Origin of the sequence: Tetragenococcus halophilus subsp. halophilus DSM 20339 (assembly GCF_003841405.1) — a bacterium.
GTDB lineage: Bacteria > Bacillota > Bacilli > Lactobacillales > Enterococcaceae > Tetragenococcus > Tetragenococcus halophilus.
In genome coordinates, this window is sequence record NZ_PXYA01000001.1 from 646,833 (window position 1) to 666,089 (window position 19,257).

Below are 19,257 nucleotides of genomic sequence, written 5' to 3' on the forward strand. Positions count from 1 at the left end.
CCTATTTTTCTTTGTCCTGAGGTAAGTATAGACTTACTTGGATGTCATCATCAACTAAATTGATTTTCTCTGCTTTTATAAATAACCCATTTTCCATACGAAATTGATCAAGTCGAAGAAGTACTGTTTCTTCATCGGGATCAAACTCAATCCATTTTGGAAACTTAAAGCTTTTTTCGATCATTTTCATCACTTGACCCACTGGAAGATCCAAAGTACCGATTGAAAGACTATCTGCTTTAAGTTGTACATTTCCATTATCAGTAACATATGGGTCAAAATACAAATAAAAAGTAATAGGTGCGCCTAAGACCTCAAAATCACCTGTTAACATGGCTTGATTCTCTAATTGAAAATGGTACTCTACATCAGAGTCTGCTTGATAATTTTGCAAATAAAAATCCATCAATGAATTGATCTGTTCTTTATTACTATTGATTGATAGAACGGGCTCTCCTTCACGCTGCACAATAGGTTGTGTATCGTATTGAATCACTTCTCTTTGCTGTGTCGCGCGAAAGAAAAAGAAAGCAGCTAATCCTAAGATGATTCCTAATAATATAATAAATGAAACTTTCCATTTATTAACTGCTTTTCTTTCATTTTTCGCTGTTGATTTTCTATGCTTACGTTTTTCCTCTTTCACGATGCGTTCTCCTCCTTTAACCAAATATCTTTGGTTGCATCAATATTTTTCATCACTTCACGTGTGATTAATTGGTACCCTGTCGTATTAGGATGGAAATTGTCTTCCTCATAAAGTGCCTTATTTTTCACCGTATTTAGGTCATCATCTTCCTCAGAAGAGGAACTTTTTTTATTCGTATTAAGCGCTGCTTCATCACCAGTTCCTTGCGAAATCACTTCATTGATAGGGACAAAATAAGCATTTTCATCTTTTTCAACAATTTCTTTTGTTCCTTCGTCCCAATTTTGGATGATTGTTTGCATATCCTCAATTTCGGGAAAATTAACATAAAAAGGATTATATACACCTAGCACATAAATGCCCGCATCTGCGTTTAGAGAACGAGTTTCTTCTAATATTTCAGAAAGATTCTCCTGATATTTTTCTAACGGACCTTCAAATGAATCAACACTTAGACCAAAAATATTCCTTTTTATGACTTTCATAATGTCATTGCCACCTACTGTCACTGTAATAAGATCAGAGCTAGCAATATCATTTTGTGTCTTATCATCTTCTTTGATACGTTCTAAAATTTGATCACTTCGTTCACCTGCAACGCCATAATTATCCACTTCAACGCTGCTTAAAGCATAATCGTCTTGCAAATCATCCGCCACAAGAGAAACAAAGCCACCATTTTGTGTCGCATCTCCTACACCTTCAGTGAGAGAGTCACCCACAGCTGTATAGTGAATATGATCTTTGACCTTACTATCATTGGCGCTTGCACTATCGACTAATTTAGGCTGAGCTTTAGGAAAACTTAGCTGAAGGACCAAAAAAATGATTAAAGCGATAGCCGCCACGCTAAAGATTGGAATAAAAAATTTTTTATTCTTCATGGCTCTTTCCTCTTTCTAAGATTTAAGCTTATTCTTGCAAATTTACACACAATCAGTTTATCAAAAATAATGAAAAAATCGTACTGATTTTCAATTTGTTCACCAAAATTTAAAAAATCAAAATAAGCTGGGACAAATGTCTCCAGCAATAATCACTTTCTAAGCAAAAAACTTTTTTTATGATCATTACTGAAAAGTGACTTTTTTCCCAGCCTCTTTCATTATTTTATTAAACTTGATCCGCATAATACATAATCGCAAATGCATCTTTTCCCGTATGCGTCGCAATAATAGGTGTTGTATGCAGTAGATAAATTTCCAGTTGAGGGAATAATTCCTGTAATTCATTTTTGTACTTTTCACACTGTTCTTTGCCACCAGCATAAGAAATACCAATTTTTTTTACCGTCGAATTTTCTTTCAATTCATTTTTCAAACGTTCAAACCATTTATTGAAGGTTTTAGATCCTCGTCCCTTTACGATAGGAAATAAATCTCCGTTTTTAAATTCCATAATGACACGTATACTCAATATACTTGACAAAAGGCCTTTTGCTCGGCTGATACGCCCACCCTTCACAAGATTTTCGAGCGTTGAAACGCCAATATATAATTTTGTATTTTTTAACATTTGTTGAATTTCAGGCAATACTTCTTCTGAAGTCTTTCCATCTTGTGCCAGCTGCGCAGCACGCATCACCGCAAAAGCTAAGGATTGATCTGTTGTTTCTGTATCAATAACTGTTACTTTACTTTGGCTTATATTACTTGCCTGTCTTGCAGCTCCAACAGTTCCACTAAGCTTTTCAGACATATGAATAGATAGAATTTCACTACCATCTTTTCCTAATTCGTCATATAAGTTAACAAATTCGCCAATAGGTGGTTGGCTGGTTTTGGGTAATTTTTTGGCTTTTGCCATCATTTCCATAAAATTTTCGCCAGTAAGATTTTCATCATCAGTATAAACCGTTCCGTCGATCATAACAGAAAGAGGGATAATATGAATATCGTATTCGTCCCTTAAACTTGGCTTCATCGTAGCTGACGAATCTGTTACTATTTTCAGTTTTGCCATAATTTTCTGTTCACTCTTTCTTTTAGCTGCACCCTTTTTTAAGTGGTCAAAGCCAAATCATTTCTTTAAATAGTATAACAGAATGAACTTGAATTTTCATCAAAAATAAATGCTTAAACTTATAAAGCTTCCACCGCTTGAATTGCGGCAAAAACTTGCTCTTCGGTCACTTCTGGATCTATCATAGGAAAAGTATCATCTTTTGCTGCCGCTTGTTGAATCACTGGTGCTAGACTTTCTTTTGTCGCATTCTCAATATTCATTTGTGCTAATTTATTAGGTAGGCCAATTTGTTCATAAAATGGAAGGATCTTGCTTATTTCATCAAAGTCATTGGTATAGGCTAACTGCACTAAGATACCATAAGCAACTTTTTTACCATGCAGTGCCTTATGCGTTTCTTCCAAGTAAGAAAGCCCATCGTGGACTGCATGAGCACCCGCTGAACGTCCATAACTTACCGCAAAGCCACCTGTTTCTCCTGCCAGTGCAACAATTGTGTCCGCCACTCGAGCAAAAGCTGGTGTAATGGTCTGCTGATTCAAAGAGTTGATTGCTTTTTGTGAATCTTCAAATAAAATTGCTGCAATTTCTTTGGCACAAGCAATCCCCAAACGTGTATAAGCGGATTTATCCTCTTCATTTAAACGTCGGGTAATCCCTTCAATTTCGTACCACTTCGCCAAAGTATCGCCAATGCCTGCTTCGAAGTATTCTCTAGGTGTCGCCAATAGAAATTGCCAATCGACCAAAGTTAGATAAGGCGCACGAGTTTGAAAGCCCATGCATCTAAAAGTACGATTAGGATAATAAACAGCTGTAATTGGGGTAAACGGCGCGCAATTTGAGATCAAAGTTGGAACTAAAATAACATCGCAGTTTAATACTTCAGCTGTTAACTTTGCAGTATCACAGACACGTCCACCTCCAATACCAACAATGACATCTGCTTTACCAATTTGGTTTGCGATTTCTTGCGCGTTTTCATAACTCGCACTGCCATCATAACGGTAAACAGGAAAAGGCAATTCTTCTTGGTAATAATCATTAAAAACTCGGTAAGAAACATTTCCTGTAACAATGGCTATATCTTTAAAAGCTGCTAAATATTCGGGTAGATCTTTTATAACATTCGTTCCGCTAACATAACGATTTCCTCCAGGACGAACTTCATCATTAATATTCATGGCCACACTCCTTGTTTATTGAAATTGGAGTAAGTTTACAACTTATTTTTTCTGAAGTCAACGTTGAAAGCGTATTATAATTATAATTTTCTAAATATTCGTTTAATTTTTTGCACACATAAGAATTTATTAAAACAATTGTTACTTTTTGCAAATATTCTTGAATAAAAAACCGTTTACGTGTATAGTCGAATTAAAGATCGAACATATTTACTGGAAAGAGGGAAGCTAGTGGAGGCGAAAAAATTTACAAATAAATACTTAATAACAAACGAAGTTTTTAATGCGATAACTCATGGCATTGGTTTTGGTTTAAGCGTTGCCGGGCTCATCATTTTACTAGTAAGCGGAACGCGTTTGGGCTCGTCTATCCATATTGTATCTTATGCAATTTATGGTTCAATGTTGATTTTACTTTTCTTAACATCTACGCTATTTCATAGTCTGATATTTACCAAAGCAAAAAAAGTCTTTCAAGTTTTCGATCATGCTTCTATTTATTTACTGATCGCAGGCAGCTATACACCCTTTTGTTTATTAAGCATTGGCGGCACCTTTGGCTGGGTATTGTGCAGTGTAATTTGGCTGTTAGCGATTGCGGGTATTGTCTACAAATCATGTACGTTGCACAAAAAAGAAACTGTCTCGAAACTTTCTACTTTAATTTATGTTTTGATGGGTTGGGCATGTATTATTGCCTTTCGGCCATTGATCGACTCTCTAGGAATTTCGGGGGCTCTACTTTTAGCTAGCGGCGGTCTGGCTTATACGATCGGCTCCATTTTTTATAGTCTAAAAAATGTACGGTTTATGCATGTTGTCTGGCACTTATTTGTTATGTTAGGCGCAGCATTTATGTACTTTTCCGTTTTGTTTTTTACTTAAATTAGAAAAATAAAACCTCAAGTATTGGTTAAAAGACGAATACTTGAGGAAATTTTTTTATCAAAGAAAGGAATTTTTTATTTGAACAATCAAACTGAAATTGAAAATTACTGGAAACAGTTTGTTAAAGAAAAAGGCATCAGTACTACAAACTATTCAGCGTGGTCTTTTGGCGACAGTAAACAAATGGCTGATGAACTAGCCGAATTGGTCGTTAAAGGCGATAAAACAGCTACAACCTCAGCTTATGACTTATACGAAATTGGCGAAAAAATACCGGAAGTCGGCGAATACAATATGATTCTTGACGGGAATCATCACCCAATTTGCATTACCCAAACCAAAGTTGCAGAAATAGTCCCTTTTAATTTTGTATCCGCAGAACATGCCTATCACGAAGGCGAAGGTGATCGTACACTTTCGTATTGGCGTAAAGTACATGAAGACTTTTTTAAACGAGAATACGCTGATGCAAACAAAACATTTTCGGAAGATATTCCCTGTCTTGGCGAAGTATTCAAAGTGGTATAAGTGAACAAATCGTTTATTGTTGAGTAAAAGATTTAAGTTCCATTCCTTATTATCCAAAAATTGAGGAAACTTTCCTTATTTCTTTATTCAATTCCGTCTTACTTAAGATAAAAATTGTATTTATAGCTCGATTTATCACTTTTATGAGGAATGAATTTCGATTTCATTCCTCAACTTTTCATTATTGAAGAAACGAATTTTATTTCTTTACTCAAAAAATCAAAATTGAGTAAAACTTCGCTTATTTACACAAAATTCAATTCAACATTCATGTTAGCGAACTATACTCTTTCGTAAATCTCAAAGCGATGTTTATAATGATTTCTTTCATCAATCACACCCTCTTTTTCTTCTTTTAGCTTCCATTGAGACCAATCTACTTCTGGCATATAAGTATCTCCTGTAAAAACCTCATCAATAAAAGTACGATATAAATAATCAAAATGTGGAAGAAGTGCCCGAAAAATCTCTGTTCCTCCGCCAACAAAAACAGGCGTAGATTGTCGATTGGCTAATCCAATAACTTCATCTATCGAATGTAAAATTTTTACATTTTCTGCTTTGTAGTTAGGATCTTTTGTTAGAATAATCGTTTCACGATCAGGTAAAGGACGCCCACCCATGCCTTCAAATGTTTTTCTTCCCATAACTAAGGTATTATTTATTGTATTATTTTTAAAAAACTTTAAATCATTAGGTAAATACCAAGGAAGTTTATTATCTTTTCCAATTAATCCATTCTTATCTTGTGCCCAAATAGCGATTAACAATTCATATTACCTCCCATTACACTGCGATCGGTGCTTTGATCCCGGGATGTGGCGCATAACCTTCTACTTGGATATCATCCATATCAAAATCAAATACCGAATGTTTTTCCTGATTTAATATCAAACTTGGCGTTGGTTTGATATCACGTGATAACTGTTCTTTCATTTGTTCAAAATGATTATTATACAAGTGAGCATCGCCTAATGTATGAACAAACTCACCTACATCTAATCCCGTTTCATGCGCAATTAGATGGGTTAACAACGTATAGCTTGCAATATTAAAAGGTACACCTAAAAAAACGTCTCCACTACGCTGATACAACTGACAGCTTAGTTTGTTATTATTCACATAAAACTGAAACATGGTATGACAAGGGGGTAAAGCCATACTTGGAACATCTTCGGGATTCCAAGCCGTGACAATCATGCGACGTGAATCAGGATTTGTTTTAATCAATTCGATTACATTTTTCATTTGATCTATAAAACTCCCATCCGTCGTTTCCCAGTGACGCCACTGATAGCCGTAAACTTTGCCTAAGTCGCCGTATTTCTCTGCAAATTCTTGGTCGTTTAAGATCATCTCACAAAACTTGTCATGTTCTTTTTTATAGGCTTGATTAAACGCTTCATCCACCAAAGAACGCCGGCCAAAATCAGTCATATCTGGTCCTTTATAGTCCTCACTTTGTACATAATTGGCAAAAGCCCATTCATCCCAAATATGATTATTATGCTCAAGCAAGAACCGAATATTCGTATCTCCTTTTAAGAACCACAATAATTCGCTTTTTATTAAACCAAAAGGGATTCGTTTAGTCGTCAATAGCGGAAAGCCTTTGCTCAAATCAAAACGCATTTGGTAGCCAAAAATACTTTTAGTACCCACACCTGTACGATCTTCTTTTTGATTTCCCTCTTCTAAAATTTTACGGCCTAAATCCAGGTAAACTTGCTCCATTCAGTCTTCCTCCCCTTATTCATACATACTCACTTAAGTATTCCCAACGCGCCATTTTATTCGTCAATTCTTCTTCTTTTTGATCGACATCTTCTTGTAATTCTTGCAGTTTAGTATAATTATCGCTCTGTTGATTCATTTCTTCTTTTAATTGAGCAATTGTTCTTTCTAAAGTATCGATCTCATCTTCAATCGTTTCCCACTCTTTTTGTTCTGCATATGTTAATTTTTTCTTTTTCGGTGTTTTGGGATCTATTTTTTTAGCAACTGACTTTGCTTTAGAAGGTTTGACGCTAGTTGATTTTTCTTGTCGATAATCGGCAATAGAACCCATATACGAATCGATGACACCATTTCCGTTAAAAATGAGTAATTTTTCTGCTACTTTATCTAAGAAATAACGATCGTGTGAAACCGCAATAACTGCTCCCGGAAATGTTTGCAGATAGTCTTCCAAAATCGTCAAGGTATCAATATCTAAATCATTAGTCGGCTCATCTAAAAGTAAAACATTGGGTTGTCCGATCAATAATTTTAATAGATATAAACGACGTCTTTCTCCCCCGGATAATTTACCTATCTTAGTACCGTGCATAAATCGCGGGAATAAAAATTGTTCCAGCATTTCGGCGACATCTGTTGTAGTACCATCACTTTGAGTAACTTCTTCAGCTGCTTCTTGCAAATAACTGATCATACGCTTATCTTCATCCATTACTTCATTTTGTTGAGTATAATAAGCGATTCTTACAGTTTCACCAACAATAAGTTCCCCGGAGTCAAGTGGTAAACGCTCTGCCAGGATATTTAATAAAGTCGATTTACCTGCACCATTTTCACCTGTAATCCCTAAACGTTCTCTTGACTGCACCAATAAATTAAAATGTTCTAAAATCGTTTGTTGCCCCATTTGATAAGAACCATCTTTAATTTCCAATACTTTTTTGCCTAAACGTTTAGTCGCAAAATCCAAAGCAACCTGTTCATCATTTTGTACTTGATGAAGATTATCTTTTAGATCCTCAAAACGATTAATGCGTGCTTGTTGTTTCGTTCCTCGTGCTTTAGGTCCTGTACGCATCCAAGCCAATTCTTGCTTATATAATTGCTTACGCTTCTCTTCTTGTTCAGCCGCTACTCTTTGTCGTTCCGCTTTTTCCATTACATAAGTTTCGTAATTGCCTTGATATTCATAAAGTTTACCAAAGGATAGTTCAAAAATGCGACTAGTAACATGATCTAAAAAATAACGATCATGGGTGACCATTAAAAGTGCGCCTCTATAATGGGCTAGATAGTCTTCCAGCCATTCAATTGCTTCATAATCCAAATGATTGGTTGGCTCATCAAGCAAAAGCAAATCAGGTTCGTCGATCAAAACTTGCGCCAGGCCCACTCGCTTTTGCTGTCCTCCTGATAATGTGCCTACCTTTTTATCTAAAGTTGAAATCCCTAATTTTTGTAAAATGATCTTAGCGTTGGTATCAGTATTCCAGGCATCTTTTTCATTCATTGCTTCTTGAGCTGCAGCGTATCTATTTTGTGCTTTAGTCGATTGACTATTATTTTCTAGTTCAAGTAAAGCTGATTCATATTGCTTTACTACAGCAACTTGTTCATTCTCCCCTTGAAATACAGCTTCTAACACCGTTTGATCAGCTGCTAATGTCGTTTCTTGCGGTAAATAACTCATGCGATAATCGTTGGGGTAAAAAACATGTCGCTGATCTCCATCGTCATCTTGTAAACCAGCTAGGATCGACAACAAACTCGTTTTTCCGGTGCCGTTAACACCAATCAATCCTACACGATCATGTTCATGAATAATAAATGAAATTTGATCAAAAAGTACTTTATCCCCGTATGTTTTTGAAAGATCGCTAACCTTTAATTCTTTCACGATATCTTCCTCCGATCCATCTTATTGTATCACAAAATAATTGCTTACTGTAAAGGTTCCAAGTTAAAAAAATGTTCTAAATTTAAAAAGCATTCGTTTTTATCATATAACAAAAAAAGCAGGAAGCACAGTGTATAACGCCCCGCAAAAGCCAGAAGAAGATGCTAACTTTTGCGGGGCGTTTCAGGGCTTTCCCACTTTTTTATTTAATTAATTGTCTTTATACAAATCATAGTAAGCGTCCATAACTTCTTTGGTAATTTTTTCGTTTGGCTTACCTCTATCGTCACTGCGTCGAACTTGCGGAATCATTACAGCAAAAGCAATTTCAGGGTCATCATAAGGACCATAACTTACCATGCTTAAACCATCCACCTGAATTTCATCGCCATCTTCAACAACGACCATTTCAGCAGTCCCAGTTTTAGCTGCTAAATCCATTTCAGCATCATCCAAACCTTTAGCAGTTGTCCAAGCATCATCTCCGTGTGCTACATCATGAAACCCTTTTTGAATAGTATTGAGGTTTCCTTCTGAAATATCCACATCATTGAGTACTTCTGTATCAATTTTGTCTTTCTCGTCGCCAAGTCCGCCTTTGTCATCATTGCCATAAATTCCAGTAACTAAATGGGGTCGAACTCGTTGACCATCGTTAGCTACAGTTGAAACATATTGTACTAACTGCATTGGAGTATAGGTATCAAACTGTCCAAAAGCTAAGTCTAAAACATTTCCTGCTTGTCCTTTGGCGTCACTTAAATCATCCACCGAAGTACGAATCCCGGTTGTCTCCCCTGGCAAATCAATCCCGGTTTCAGCACCCAGACCATATTGTGCCATGGCATCACGTAATTGTTTGTAAACACCTTTTTGATTTTGCACGCCAGGAATAGCAATTGTTTCACCATCATAATTGATCCCCATCATTTTTAAAGCTACTTGGATCATATAGGAGTTTGAAGAGTATTCTAAAGCTTTTTGGGCAGAAACATTTTGGTTATTATTCCCATTTCTATTGAAAATAGAAGCCTTATTATTTGAGCCAGCTAAACGAATAGGTTGATCATAGAGTACTTGGTTGCCTTGAATAGCACCTGCTTTCCAGCCAGCAGTTAATGTCCCTGCCTTAACAACAGAACCTGGTGTAAATGATTTTGTATACGTCCCAATGGCATCTTCACTTATATCAGAAGAACCCGTTTCATGATAATACCCATTCATTGAAAGGATTTCGCCAGTTTTTGGATTCATAGCCACAGCATAAATCCCAGGAGAATAGTTAGCCATACCATCGTCAATCAAGCCTTGATAATTATCTCTAACAATCTTATCCACTCTTTGTTGAAATTCTGAATCAATAGAAAGTTTTAGGTTATCACCTTTCTCACCTTCAGAGAGTGTTTTTTGATCGACAATTTGTCCGTTACGATCAACAGAAACTTCAATTTTTGCCTTAGTACCTTGCAAAACACTTTCGTATTGTTTTTCTAAATAACTCGTTCCTACGCGGTCATTACGAGAATAGCCTTTATCAATATACTCTTCTTCCTCTTCGGCAGGCAGACCTTGTTCTTGTGTGGAAACTTGGCCGATAGCACTTTGCAATGGACTATCATCAGTAACTGTTTTACGGGTCCAGTCCATTCCAGTAGATACGCCCGGTAATTCAGTACTGCGTTCTGAAACGCGAGCAATTTCTTCATCAGAAACATCTTGATTTTTTACAAAATCAGTACTTAACTCTTGCGTGCCATTTAAGCGTTGAAAAATCGTAGCCAATCTTAATTGATCTTCATCAAAATCAATTTCATCCTCTTTTACTTTATCCACCAAAGCGGAATATTCTTCAGCATCTGATAAATTGGATTCTTTACTTGTTAAACGATCACGAGCCGTCTCGAGATGATCCTCATCTGCTAACCAGAAGTCCTTTAAATCTCGTTCCGTCAACTTGTCTTCGTCCACATCAATATCGATCAAATCATCTAATTTAACTGCAATATCCAATAAATCTTGCGCTTGCATATCTAAACCTCTAGTAAATGTGATCGAAGCTTCTGAATTATTGTCAACTAAAGGCTCCCCTTGAGAGTCATAAATCGTTCCTCTTGGCGTACCTTGCTCAATTGTGCGTTCTGTAGACGCTTTGATTCTAGTTTCCATATTATCGCTATTAACAATTTGTAAATTTCCTAATTGTATCACTAAAGCCACAAATAAGATAAAAATCACCACAAATAACACATTTAAGCGAAAAGGGACATGCGATCTTTTATATGTATAATTTTTTTCTTCATTCTCATTGTTTTGAGAATTACGCAAATGATTGTTTTTCTTAGACATGATGACATTCCTTCCATAGTCGATCTACTTTTTCCATTTTACCAAAAATTTCAAATTAAAAAAGCAAAAACACAGATTTCAAAAAATATTTATATAAAATACAAAAAATAAGAATAAAAGCTCTTTTTGTTTCACAACACATTAAACAATTTTTATAAAACAAAGGAACTATTTGTTTTACAAGAGATTAATTTGCAACATTTCGTGAAACATTTGCAGCTTGTTTTTAAGTGTGGATAACTTCTTAAGAAAAATATAATCCTTTATAAAAAAGAACCCATGGCATCCATGAGTTCCATCTTATCACTGATAAACATTAAACAAACCATTATTACCGGTATCTGCCTCTTGCTCGTAAACTGGATCATAACTTGGTATTGCCGGTTGTTCGTAATTTTCTTGCGGTACTTCTTCCTGTGGCGCTTGTGGTTCTTGTTCCTGTGTTTCGTCTGGTTCTTGAGGCTCAGTTGGTAATTCAGGTTCTTGCTCTTGTGTTTCAGGATTTTCTTCATTTGGATCTTCGGCCTCATTAGGATTTTCTGATTCTTGTTCATCGTCCTCTTGGCTGTCTGTCTCGTCACTATCATCATAAAACTGATTACCAATAAAACCATTTTGTGAGTACTCATTTTGTGGATCGATTTCAAGTTCTTCACTGGTTGGTAATTCTAATTCTCTTTTTAATTGATTTTGCAGATCCAACAACTCATTCATCCCTAGTATTTGATAAGAGACGCCATTAATCATCTGGTTCTGACCTTGAAGCTGTTCTTGTTCTACATTATCAAAAGCTGGATAATAATTACTTGCAATATCAAGCATGTCATTCCATGAAAGATCTGTTTTGGAATTTTCTTCCACCGCATTTAAGAGACTCCGATAATTGCTCACGCTATCAATACTAACCAATTTATCAACAATTTTTGTAACAACTTCACGTTGTCTTCTTTGTCGACCTATATCGCCTTCTGGATCGTCTTTTCTCATTCGGGCATAAGCAAGTCCTTTTTCGCCGTCCAATTTATGTTTGCCATCAGGAACATGGACACCTTCTAAAGTAAAGTCAATTTTATTATCGACTTCAATGCCGCCCATAGCGTCAATTAAATCAGTCATTCCTTGTAAATTAATTGTCGCATAATGATCAATAGGAATGTCTAGCAATTGTTCCACAACATCCATAGTAAGACTCACGCCATCATAAGCATAAGCATGATTTAATTTATCAAAGGTTTGACCATCATCAAGCATATCTGCCATAATATCACGTTCTAAACTCACAATAGTGGATTCTTCTTTTTCGGGATTAACTGTCACCACCATCATACTATCTGTACGAGCTGGATCTTCATCGTCTTCTTTACGACCTAAGCCACCTGAATCAACCCCTAGTAGCAAAATAGAAAAAGGTTCACGATCAGCAATACTGACTTCCTTATCTCTTTTACCTGATCTTCGGTTAATCTCTTCATTAATATTATTTATCGCACTGTTTGCATCATCTAAAGCCTGCATTCCATAAGCAGTTATGCCAGCAACGACTAAAGCGAGTGCTGTTAATATACCCACGATAATTTTCTGATATAAACGCATCCCACACCTCTTTTTCTCCTAAAAAGATATTACATATAATCTTGGCATAATTCCCTTAACTTTACAATATACCGTTTTTTTTATTACCAAATTTTAAAAAACGAAAAATATATTTAAATATAATCCACAAATTTAGCACGGAATTTCATATGCAAATGACTACCTAATATCAATAAAATAAATACAATTCCCCAAAAAACTAAGGTATAGGTAGCTTTTTCAAAAAACCATCCTCGACTCAAAAAAGTATCGCGAAAACCGTCAATAATATAGTAAATAGGGTTTAACCTTAAAATCTTTACAATAAAATCTGGCAACCCACTATCTTCAATATTTACAATAGCTCCAGATACATAAAATAAAAGCCTTATAACAGACTGCAAGAAAATGTGGTAATCACGGACCAATATTGTAATGGTGGCATTTAATAAGCCAAAGGCAAATAAAAATGAAATCATGCAAATGAAATAATAAATATATTGAATCCAATATACACTCGGACTAATACCAAAAGATAAAACTGTTCCAATAACAATAGCCACCATAGGAAAATACGAACTCAAATTACCCACAATATTAGTGGTTGGTAAGACACTGACTGGAAATTTCATTTTAGACACTAGACTGATTTGTTTATAAATGCTATTTGACGCCCCTAAAATGGAAGAATTAATATAGAACCAGGCGGTAATTCCAATTAACATCCACACAATAAAGGGAAGATCTCCAACCTCTTGACCTTGTCTGAGGCCAACACCAAAAACTAAGTAATAAATCCCAACTTGGATCGCTGGATTTAAGATTTGCCACGCAAGTCCTAAATAATGACTTTGATAATCCGCTTTATCTTCATATCGAGACATTCGAAATATCATGCCGATATGCTGAAATTGTTCTTTTATGACCGTAATAATCTCTTTCACAAAACTCTTCCTTTTCTACAACGATGTTTATTGAAAAACACGCATAATTATATCTGCTGGGTTTCCAATGGCATAAGTCAACGATTTTCCACTAAAAGACACTATCATACAAAAGATAGTCGCTAATATCGTCACAAGCAAAAGCAGCCTTGTGGGAGCAGTCATTTTATCACCAAGAGGAGTACGCGCTAAATTCTTGGCCAGCTGTTCTTTACTTAAGTCTTGCTTTCGTAGTTCTTCGTCTTCTGTCACACGTTCTTTTAAAGTTTCTAAAGTAAAATTCTTTTGCCCCTCTTTTTGTTGTGTTTGGTATTTTTTTTGTTCTTTCTTTGACAATTTTTTGAACCAACTAATAAATTCTTTATAATGCTCCATTACTTCGGCTGTAGGTCCAAATTCGCGTACGCCTCCATAATGCATCCAAATCGTCTTATCACATAACTTCTCTACTTGCTTTAAAGCATGGCTCACAAAAAAGATAGTCTTTCCTTGTTCTTTGAATTCTAAAATTTTATCGACACATTTTTGGTAAAACGTATCATCACCAACTGATAAAGCCTCATCAATAACTAAAATATCCGGATCATTATGTACCGCGATAGAAAAGCCCAAACGTGAGCGCATCCCGCTGGAATAATTTTTCACTGGTTGGTGTATAAAATCCCCTAAATCAGCAAAAGCAATAATATCATCAATGCGTTCATCAATTTGTTTATTGGTCATACCAGACATTAATGCTTTCAAACGAATATTTTCAAGCCCAGTTAATTGTTTTTTTAAACCAGCACCAATGGAGATAATCGTAGGTTCTCCATTGATTTCCATTGTTCCTGAAGTAGGTGGGATAATACCACTAATAATATTGGATAAGGTGGATTTTCCAGATCCATTAATTCCAATGAGACCAATGGACTCCCCATCCTTTACTTCAAAGCTCGCACCTTTTAAAGCCCAGAAACTAGGAATGTTACTACGAGAAAATTTAAAAAGCGATTTTATTTTATCTGATTTTTTCTTATAAAGATCGTATTCCTTAGTAACTAAAGTAGCTCGTACTTTTACATCATCGTTTTTCAATTTATTCATCCATTCTTAACTACTCTTTATATAACAAAACATTTATAGCATAGCATATTTTTCCTGTGAAAAGAATACAAACAAAAAAACTAATAAGCAATTTAGTATTTTTTTAATGAAGATCTATGAATAATTAGAAGACTACGTCCGCTTACGCTCTCCTAAAGTACTGTTCATCTCTTCGCTTACGCTTCGATCTCATCAAGGGCTAAGTGACAAGTCACTAAGTCCTTGAAGGATCAGCTTTCAGCTCCCTTCGCTCGCTGAGTCGCTGTGATTTGAAAATTAAAGACACTACACCTCACTTTCGCTCGCTCTAGTACTGTTCATCATCAGCTTTCAGCTCCCTTTGGTCGCTGAGTCGCTGTGATTCACAGCAAAAAAGCCGAGTCGCCTCGACTTTTTGCTTACTATAATTTCAAATCATTTTTTATTTGCGTGGTTGAAACTTCTGGTGTACGTGGCAAGTAAACGACTGTTGCATCCGTTTGTTCTTCAACAAAGTCAAATTCACCGACCCAGTCATCTCCCATAACAAAAGTATCGATATGATATTCTACAACGTCTTTTACCTTTTGGCCCCAACCTTCTTCTGGGATAACCAAGTCGACGTAACGAATCGCTTCAAGTAACTGCTTACGTTTTTCGTAATCAAAATAACATTTCTTTTGTTTTTCTTTCCAGTTAAATTCATCTGTTGATAAAGCAACGATCAAATAATCACCTTGCTCTTTAGCACGTCTTAATAAGTTAATGTGTCCATAATGCAGTAAGTCAAACGTGCCGTATGTAATAACTCTTTTCATGTTCTAACCTCACTCGTAAAATATATTTGTAAGCATCATTTCTGATGTCTTACGATTGGTTCTTTGAAAAATAAATAAATAACATCAAAGCCTAGTCGTTTTTCTTTCGTCGGGTCCAAAGAAGCGTGGGTATCTTAAGGAATGATGCACACTTCTTTATGGGAGTTTGTTTCGATATTGTGTGGTTTCTGAGATATAATTGTCTGTGGAAAGGATCCACATGGGATAGTGCTATTGCCTCCTGTAGCTTGTCTACGATCATAAGCATGCAACCCAGACCGTTGTTATACTACCAACACACTATCTGTTTTTGCCTTCGTTTAAGCTTATCTTTAACAGAAGATTCGAACGCAGCTCTTAAACTTTGGCTATCATATTCTTGTACACGAGGTTGTGGTTACACAACGTGTATCTCGGGAAGCCCACAGTATCGAAGCATTTTCCTAAAAATTTTAGAAAGGAGGTCCTTCCCTCATGAAATGTTTTGTAGGAATCGATGTCAGCTCCGAAAAACTAGACAGTTGTTTTCTGGACGACGAAAAAAATATCCTGTGCCAAACCACCTATGTCAATGACACTTTAGGTGCGACGGCTTTAAAGAAACAAATCTTACAGCTACACCAAATCTATGATTTTGACAAAGTCGTGATTGGTATGGAAGCAACGTCCATGTACAGCTATCACCCAGCCATGAATTTCCATCAAGATGAACAACTCCAGGAAATTCAGGCCATTACGACCATCGAAAATCCACATCGTATCAAACAATATGCCAAAATGTTTGATACAGATAAGACTGATACGATTGATGCCTTTATGATCGCTGATTATTTAAGGAACCAGCATTATACGACATCTCCTGTAAAAGAAGAAAAATATATGGCCTTACAACGTTTGACGCGTGCACGTTATCAAACCGTATGCCAACTGGTTGAAGTCAAACAACACTTTATCGAAAATCTTTCGTATAAGTGTAACACCTTAAAAAAGGAATTACGTGACGCGCCTGGAAGCACGACGGTCTTTAGTGCCGCAATCATGGATCTATTTACCCAGGATCTTTCGATGGATGATCTCGCACAGCTCCCTTTAGATGATTTAGCGGACTGGCTTCAAAAGAAAGGGCGCGGTCGTTTTAAAGACCCTCAAGGTCTAGCGAAAACCATTCAAAAGGCCATCCGTACGTCCTACCGGCTAGATAAAGCGGTCAACCAATCAGTCGATATTGTTTTAAGTGTTTTCGTTCGAGAAATCCGTGGCTTAGAAAAAGCGATTAAGGATTTTGATAAGGCCATTGAAGACCTTGTCCAAACCATTCCAGAATATCAATGCTTAACCAGCATTCCCGGCGTAGGCAAAGTTTATGCGGCTGGGCTATTAGCTGAAATCGGTCAAATCGAACGTTTTAAAGACCAGGCCCATTTAGCGAAATATGCTGGACTTTTCTGGAAAAAACACGAATCCGGTAGTCATTCACGGGAGAATACGCCATTGACGAAAAAAGGGAATCGTTATTTTCGTTATTACTTAGTTGAAGCTGCCAACTCTGTGAGACGCTATCTTCCGGAATATCAAATGTATTACCGTAAAAAATATCAAGAAACCCCCAAACATCAACATAAAAGAGCCATCGTTTTAACTGCAAGAAAATTTGTGCGCTTGGTGGATACGCTGTTACGTAACCATCAACTCTATACGCCCCCTAGGAGCGTGATAGAAAAATAACATCAACGTTATTTGCGTACTTCTTAGGAAACGGCCTGTGAAAACGCTTGATTTGCGCAGGTCTAGTTCAGTGATCCCTTTTTTAGGTTTTAAACAAGAAAGATTTTCATTTTTTATCTTGACTCTTGACCACTATGCTTATTTTTAATATATTGAAGATATCAAAAAAATAAAAAAATAGCAACTTTGTTAAAAAAAAGCTAAGAAATGTTTCATAATTATTATTCTTTTTCAAAAACATAATCTACCATTTGATAACCTTCACCGATATTTGTAATTTTTTCTTTTAACAATTGAAAACCCAAATGTTGGTAAACACGAATCGCTTGTGTGTTTCCTTGATTCACCCATAAGCGCTGTTTTAATCCATATTTTTCTCCTAATTCATCAAAAAAGTCAAAAATTTCTCGCATAAAACCTTGGTTCCGATATTCACTTGCAATATAAATCTTGCTTAAATATAAATAGTCCTTTCTCACTTCATAAGCGATATAACCAACATATACACCATTTATTAATAAAGCGTAATAATTTACACCCGCAGAAATTTCTTGCATGATCAAATCTTTACTCTGATAACTTTCCAACATGTATTCTACCTGATTACTACCTATAACCGGTGTGAAAACTTCTTTCCAAATTTTAACTAAAACTGGATAAAAATCATCCAACTGTTCTTTTGTGGTAATTTTTATTTTTTCCAAAGCGACAAACCCCTCTGTACAAACCTTCTATTAGATAAAACCTCCCGCATTTCTGGCGAGAGGTTTTATTCTACTTATGCCAAAACAACAAAATTATTTCGCTGCTTCGTAATTTTTATTCGCTTGATCCCAATTCACGATATGCCAAAAAGCAGCAATGTAATCAGGTCTTACATTTTTGTATTTCAAATAATAAGCATGTTCCCATACGTCTAAACCAAGTACAGGTGTTTGACCATCAGTTAATGGAGAATCTTGGTTCGGTGTGGAAGTGATTTTTAATTTTCCATTATCTAAAACTAACCAAGCCCAACCAGAACCAAAGCGTCCTGTAGCCGCTGTCTTAAATTCATCTTTAAATGAATCAAAACTACCAAATTCTTTGTCGATCGCGTTTCCTAATGCGCCTGTTGGTTCGCCCCCACCATCAGGGGATAAAATCTTCCAAAAGAAAGCATGGTTTGCATGACCGCCACCATTATTACGAACCGCAGTATAAATATCTTCAGGTACATTTTTTAAATCAGCAACTAGATCTTCCACTGATTTTTCGCCCAACTCCGGATGTTTTTCAATAGCTGCATTCAAATTGTTAACGTAAGTGTTATGATGCTTGTCATGATGTAGGTGCATTGTTTCTTCATCAAAGTAAGGTTCCAAAGCATCATATGCATAAGGTAAATCTGGTAAAGTGTAAGCCATTTCTAAATTCCTCCTAAAATAATACTTATTAATTACAAGTTAAGACTATCAAAGAAAGCGATTTTATTCAAAACAAATGCTCCTATTTTTAAGAGACGCGACGGAAAACCAAAAATTTACTAAATAAGTAATTAGCAATCCCCACCAAGATTTGCGTCAACACTTTGGCTAAGCCATTACCAAGCTGCATCCATTCTCTTAACAAATACATAAAGCTGATATCAATCCCCAAAGCAAACAAGCGAAATAACATAAATCGTAAAAACTCTGTCCAATAAGCAAAACGGCTGGACGATTTTGAATGAAAAACCCACAATTTGTTTGTCACAAAAGCAAACACATTCGCTAAAAACCAAGAAATAATCGTGGCTGTCATATAGTGAACGTGAAAAATCCCATGCATAAAAAATGGATAATGATATTAGCAATCGTCGCTAATTGGCCAAAAAAAAGATAAGCAACAAATTCCCATAGTCCCTTACGTTCTAGCCAATTTTTGTATTGACGAAGATGTTGCATGAAAAATTACTCCT

The 19,257-nt window shown here is 36.0% G+C and carries 19 protein-coding genes; 3 read left to right on the forward strand and 16 right to left on the reverse strand.

The window, feature by feature from the left end; genetic code table 11:
- Window position 1: 1 nt before the first annotated feature.
- The 4 genes from C7K42_RS03030 to C7K42_RS03045 all read right to left on the reverse strand — a co-directional run bounded on the left by C7K42_RS03030 (window position 2) and on the right by C7K42_RS03045 (window position 3,798).
- Window positions 2–649 (reverse strand): YpmS family protein, encoded by a 648-nt coding sequence (locus tag C7K42_RS03030; protein ID WP_094244167.1) that lies wholly within the window; start codon window positions 647–649, stop codon window positions 2–4.
- Window positions 643–1,533: an SGNH/GDSL hydrolase family protein gene (locus tag C7K42_RS03035; protein ID WP_103099792.1), complete on the reverse strand. Its 891-nt coding sequence runs from the start codon at window positions 1,531–1,533 to the stop codon at window positions 643–645. Before C7K42_RS03035 ends, C7K42_RS03030 begins: the two co-directional genes overlap by 7 nt.
- A gap of 229 nt (window positions 1,534–1,762) precedes the next feature.
- Window positions 1,763–2,611, reverse strand: a complete 849-nt coding sequence (locus tag C7K42_RS03040; RefSeq protein WP_061840526.1) for a DegV family protein — start codon at window positions 2,609–2,611, stop codon at window positions 1,763–1,765.
- Window positions 2,612–2,730: 119 nt separating this feature from the next.
- Entirely contained in the window at window positions 2,731–3,798 is a 1,068-nt protein-coding gene (locus tag C7K42_RS03045) for an iron-containing alcohol dehydrogenase family protein (protein ID WP_061840524.1), read from the reverse strand.
- A gap of 231 nt (window positions 3,799–4,029) precedes the next feature.
- Between C7K42_RS03045 and trhA the strand changes: the two genes are divergently transcribed.
- Window positions 4,030–4,683, forward strand: a complete 654-nt coding sequence (trhA, locus tag C7K42_RS03050; RefSeq protein ID WP_103099793.1) for a PAQR family membrane homeostasis protein TrhA — start codon at window positions 4,030–4,032, stop codon at window positions 4,681–4,683.
- Window positions 4,684–4,764: 81 nt separating this feature from the next.
- Entirely contained in the window at window positions 4,765–5,214 is a 450-nt protein-coding gene (locus C7K42_RS03055) for an ASCH domain-containing protein (RefSeq protein ID WP_103099794.1), read from the forward strand.
- A 281-nt stretch (window positions 5,215–5,495) separates the two neighbouring features.
- Here C7K42_RS03055 and C7K42_RS03060 read toward each other — a convergent pair whose 3' ends face one another.
- The 8 genes from C7K42_RS03060 to tagD all read right to left on the reverse strand — a co-directional run bounded on the left by C7K42_RS03060 (window position 5,496) and on the right by tagD (window position 15,593).
- The gene (locus tag C7K42_RS03060) at window positions 5,496–5,984 is read right to left on the reverse strand and encodes a dihydrofolate reductase (RefSeq protein WP_061840521.1); all 489 of its coding nucleotides are present in this window, start codon (window positions 5,982–5,984) and stop codon (window positions 5,496–5,498) included.
- Window positions 5,985–6,000: 16 nt separating this feature from the next.
- Window positions 6,001–6,948: a thymidylate synthase gene (locus C7K42_RS03065; RefSeq protein ID WP_103099795.1), complete on the reverse strand. Its 948-nt coding sequence runs from the start codon at window positions 6,946–6,948 to the stop codon at window positions 6,001–6,003.
- Window positions 6,949–6,967: 19 nt separating this feature from the next.
- Window positions 6,968–8,848, reverse strand: coding sequence for an ABC-F family ATP-binding cassette domain-containing protein (locus C7K42_RS03070; protein WP_061840519.1), 1,881 nt, complete (start codon window positions 8,846–8,848; stop codon window positions 6,968–6,970).
- Between the two features lie 210 nt (window positions 8,849–9,058).
- Window positions 9,059–11,194, reverse strand: coding sequence for a penicillin-binding transpeptidase domain-containing protein (locus C7K42_RS03075; RefSeq protein ID WP_103099796.1), 2,136 nt, complete (start codon window positions 11,192–11,194; stop codon window positions 9,059–9,061).
- Between the two features lie 303 nt (window positions 11,195–11,497).
- Window positions 11,498–12,787: an LCP family glycopolymer transferase gene (locus C7K42_RS03080; protein WP_061840511.1), complete on the reverse strand. Its 1,290-nt coding sequence runs from the start codon at window positions 12,785–12,787 to the stop codon at window positions 11,498–11,500.
- A 113-nt stretch (window positions 12,788–12,900) separates the two neighbouring features.
- Complete coding sequence (locus C7K42_RS03085) at window positions 12,901–13,710, reverse strand: ABC transporter permease (protein ID WP_069028979.1); 810 nt, start codon at window positions 13,708–13,710, stop codon at window positions 12,901–12,903.
- Between the two features lie 27 nt (window positions 13,711–13,737).
- Entirely contained in the window at window positions 13,738–14,796 is a 1,059-nt protein-coding gene (locus C7K42_RS03090; RefSeq protein WP_103099797.1) for an ABC transporter ATP-binding protein, read from the reverse strand.
- Window positions 14,797–15,197: 401 nt separating this feature from the next.
- Window positions 15,198–15,593, reverse strand: coding sequence for a glycerol-3-phosphate cytidylyltransferase (gene tagD / locus C7K42_RS03095; RefSeq protein WP_014124972.1), 396 nt, complete (start codon window positions 15,591–15,593; stop codon window positions 15,198–15,200).
- 474 nt (window positions 15,594–16,067) lie between these two features.
- Between tagD and C7K42_RS03100 the strand changes: the two genes are divergently transcribed.
- Window positions 16,068–17,318 carry an IS110 family RNA-guided transposase gene (locus C7K42_RS03100; RefSeq protein ID WP_103099798.1) on the forward strand — a complete coding sequence of 417 codons (1,251 nt, stop codon included), beginning with the start codon at window positions 16,068–16,070 and terminating at the stop codon, window positions 17,316–17,318.
- Window positions 17,319–17,539: 221 nt separating this feature from the next.
- On the opposite strand, the gene C7K42_RS03105 is transcribed toward C7K42_RS03100, so the two are convergent.
- The 4 genes from C7K42_RS03105 to C7K42_RS12840 all read right to left on the reverse strand — a co-directional run bounded on the left by C7K42_RS03105 (window position 17,540) and on the right by C7K42_RS12840 (window position 19,243).
- Entirely contained in the window at window positions 17,540–18,022 is a 483-nt protein-coding gene (locus tag C7K42_RS03105; protein ID WP_014124973.1) for a GNAT family N-acetyltransferase, read from the reverse strand.
- A 93-nt stretch (window positions 18,023–18,115) separates the two neighbouring features.
- Window positions 18,116–18,724 (reverse strand): superoxide dismutase, encoded by a 609-nt coding sequence (locus tag C7K42_RS03110; RefSeq protein WP_014124974.1) that lies wholly within the window; start codon window positions 18,722–18,724, stop codon window positions 18,116–18,118.
- Window positions 18,725–18,812: 88 nt separating this feature from the next.
- Window positions 18,813–19,100: a GtrA family protein gene (locus C7K42_RS03115; protein WP_130708304.1), complete on the reverse strand. Its 288-nt coding sequence runs from the start codon at window positions 19,098–19,100 to the stop codon at window positions 18,813–18,815.
- Window positions 19,097–19,243 (reverse strand): hypothetical protein, encoded by a 147-nt coding sequence (locus tag C7K42_RS12840; protein ID WP_159459082.1) that lies wholly within the window; start codon window positions 19,241–19,243, stop codon window positions 19,097–19,099. The genes C7K42_RS03115 and C7K42_RS12840 overlap by 4 nt, the downstream gene beginning before the upstream one ends.
- Window positions 19,244–19,257 lie beyond the last annotated feature (14 nt).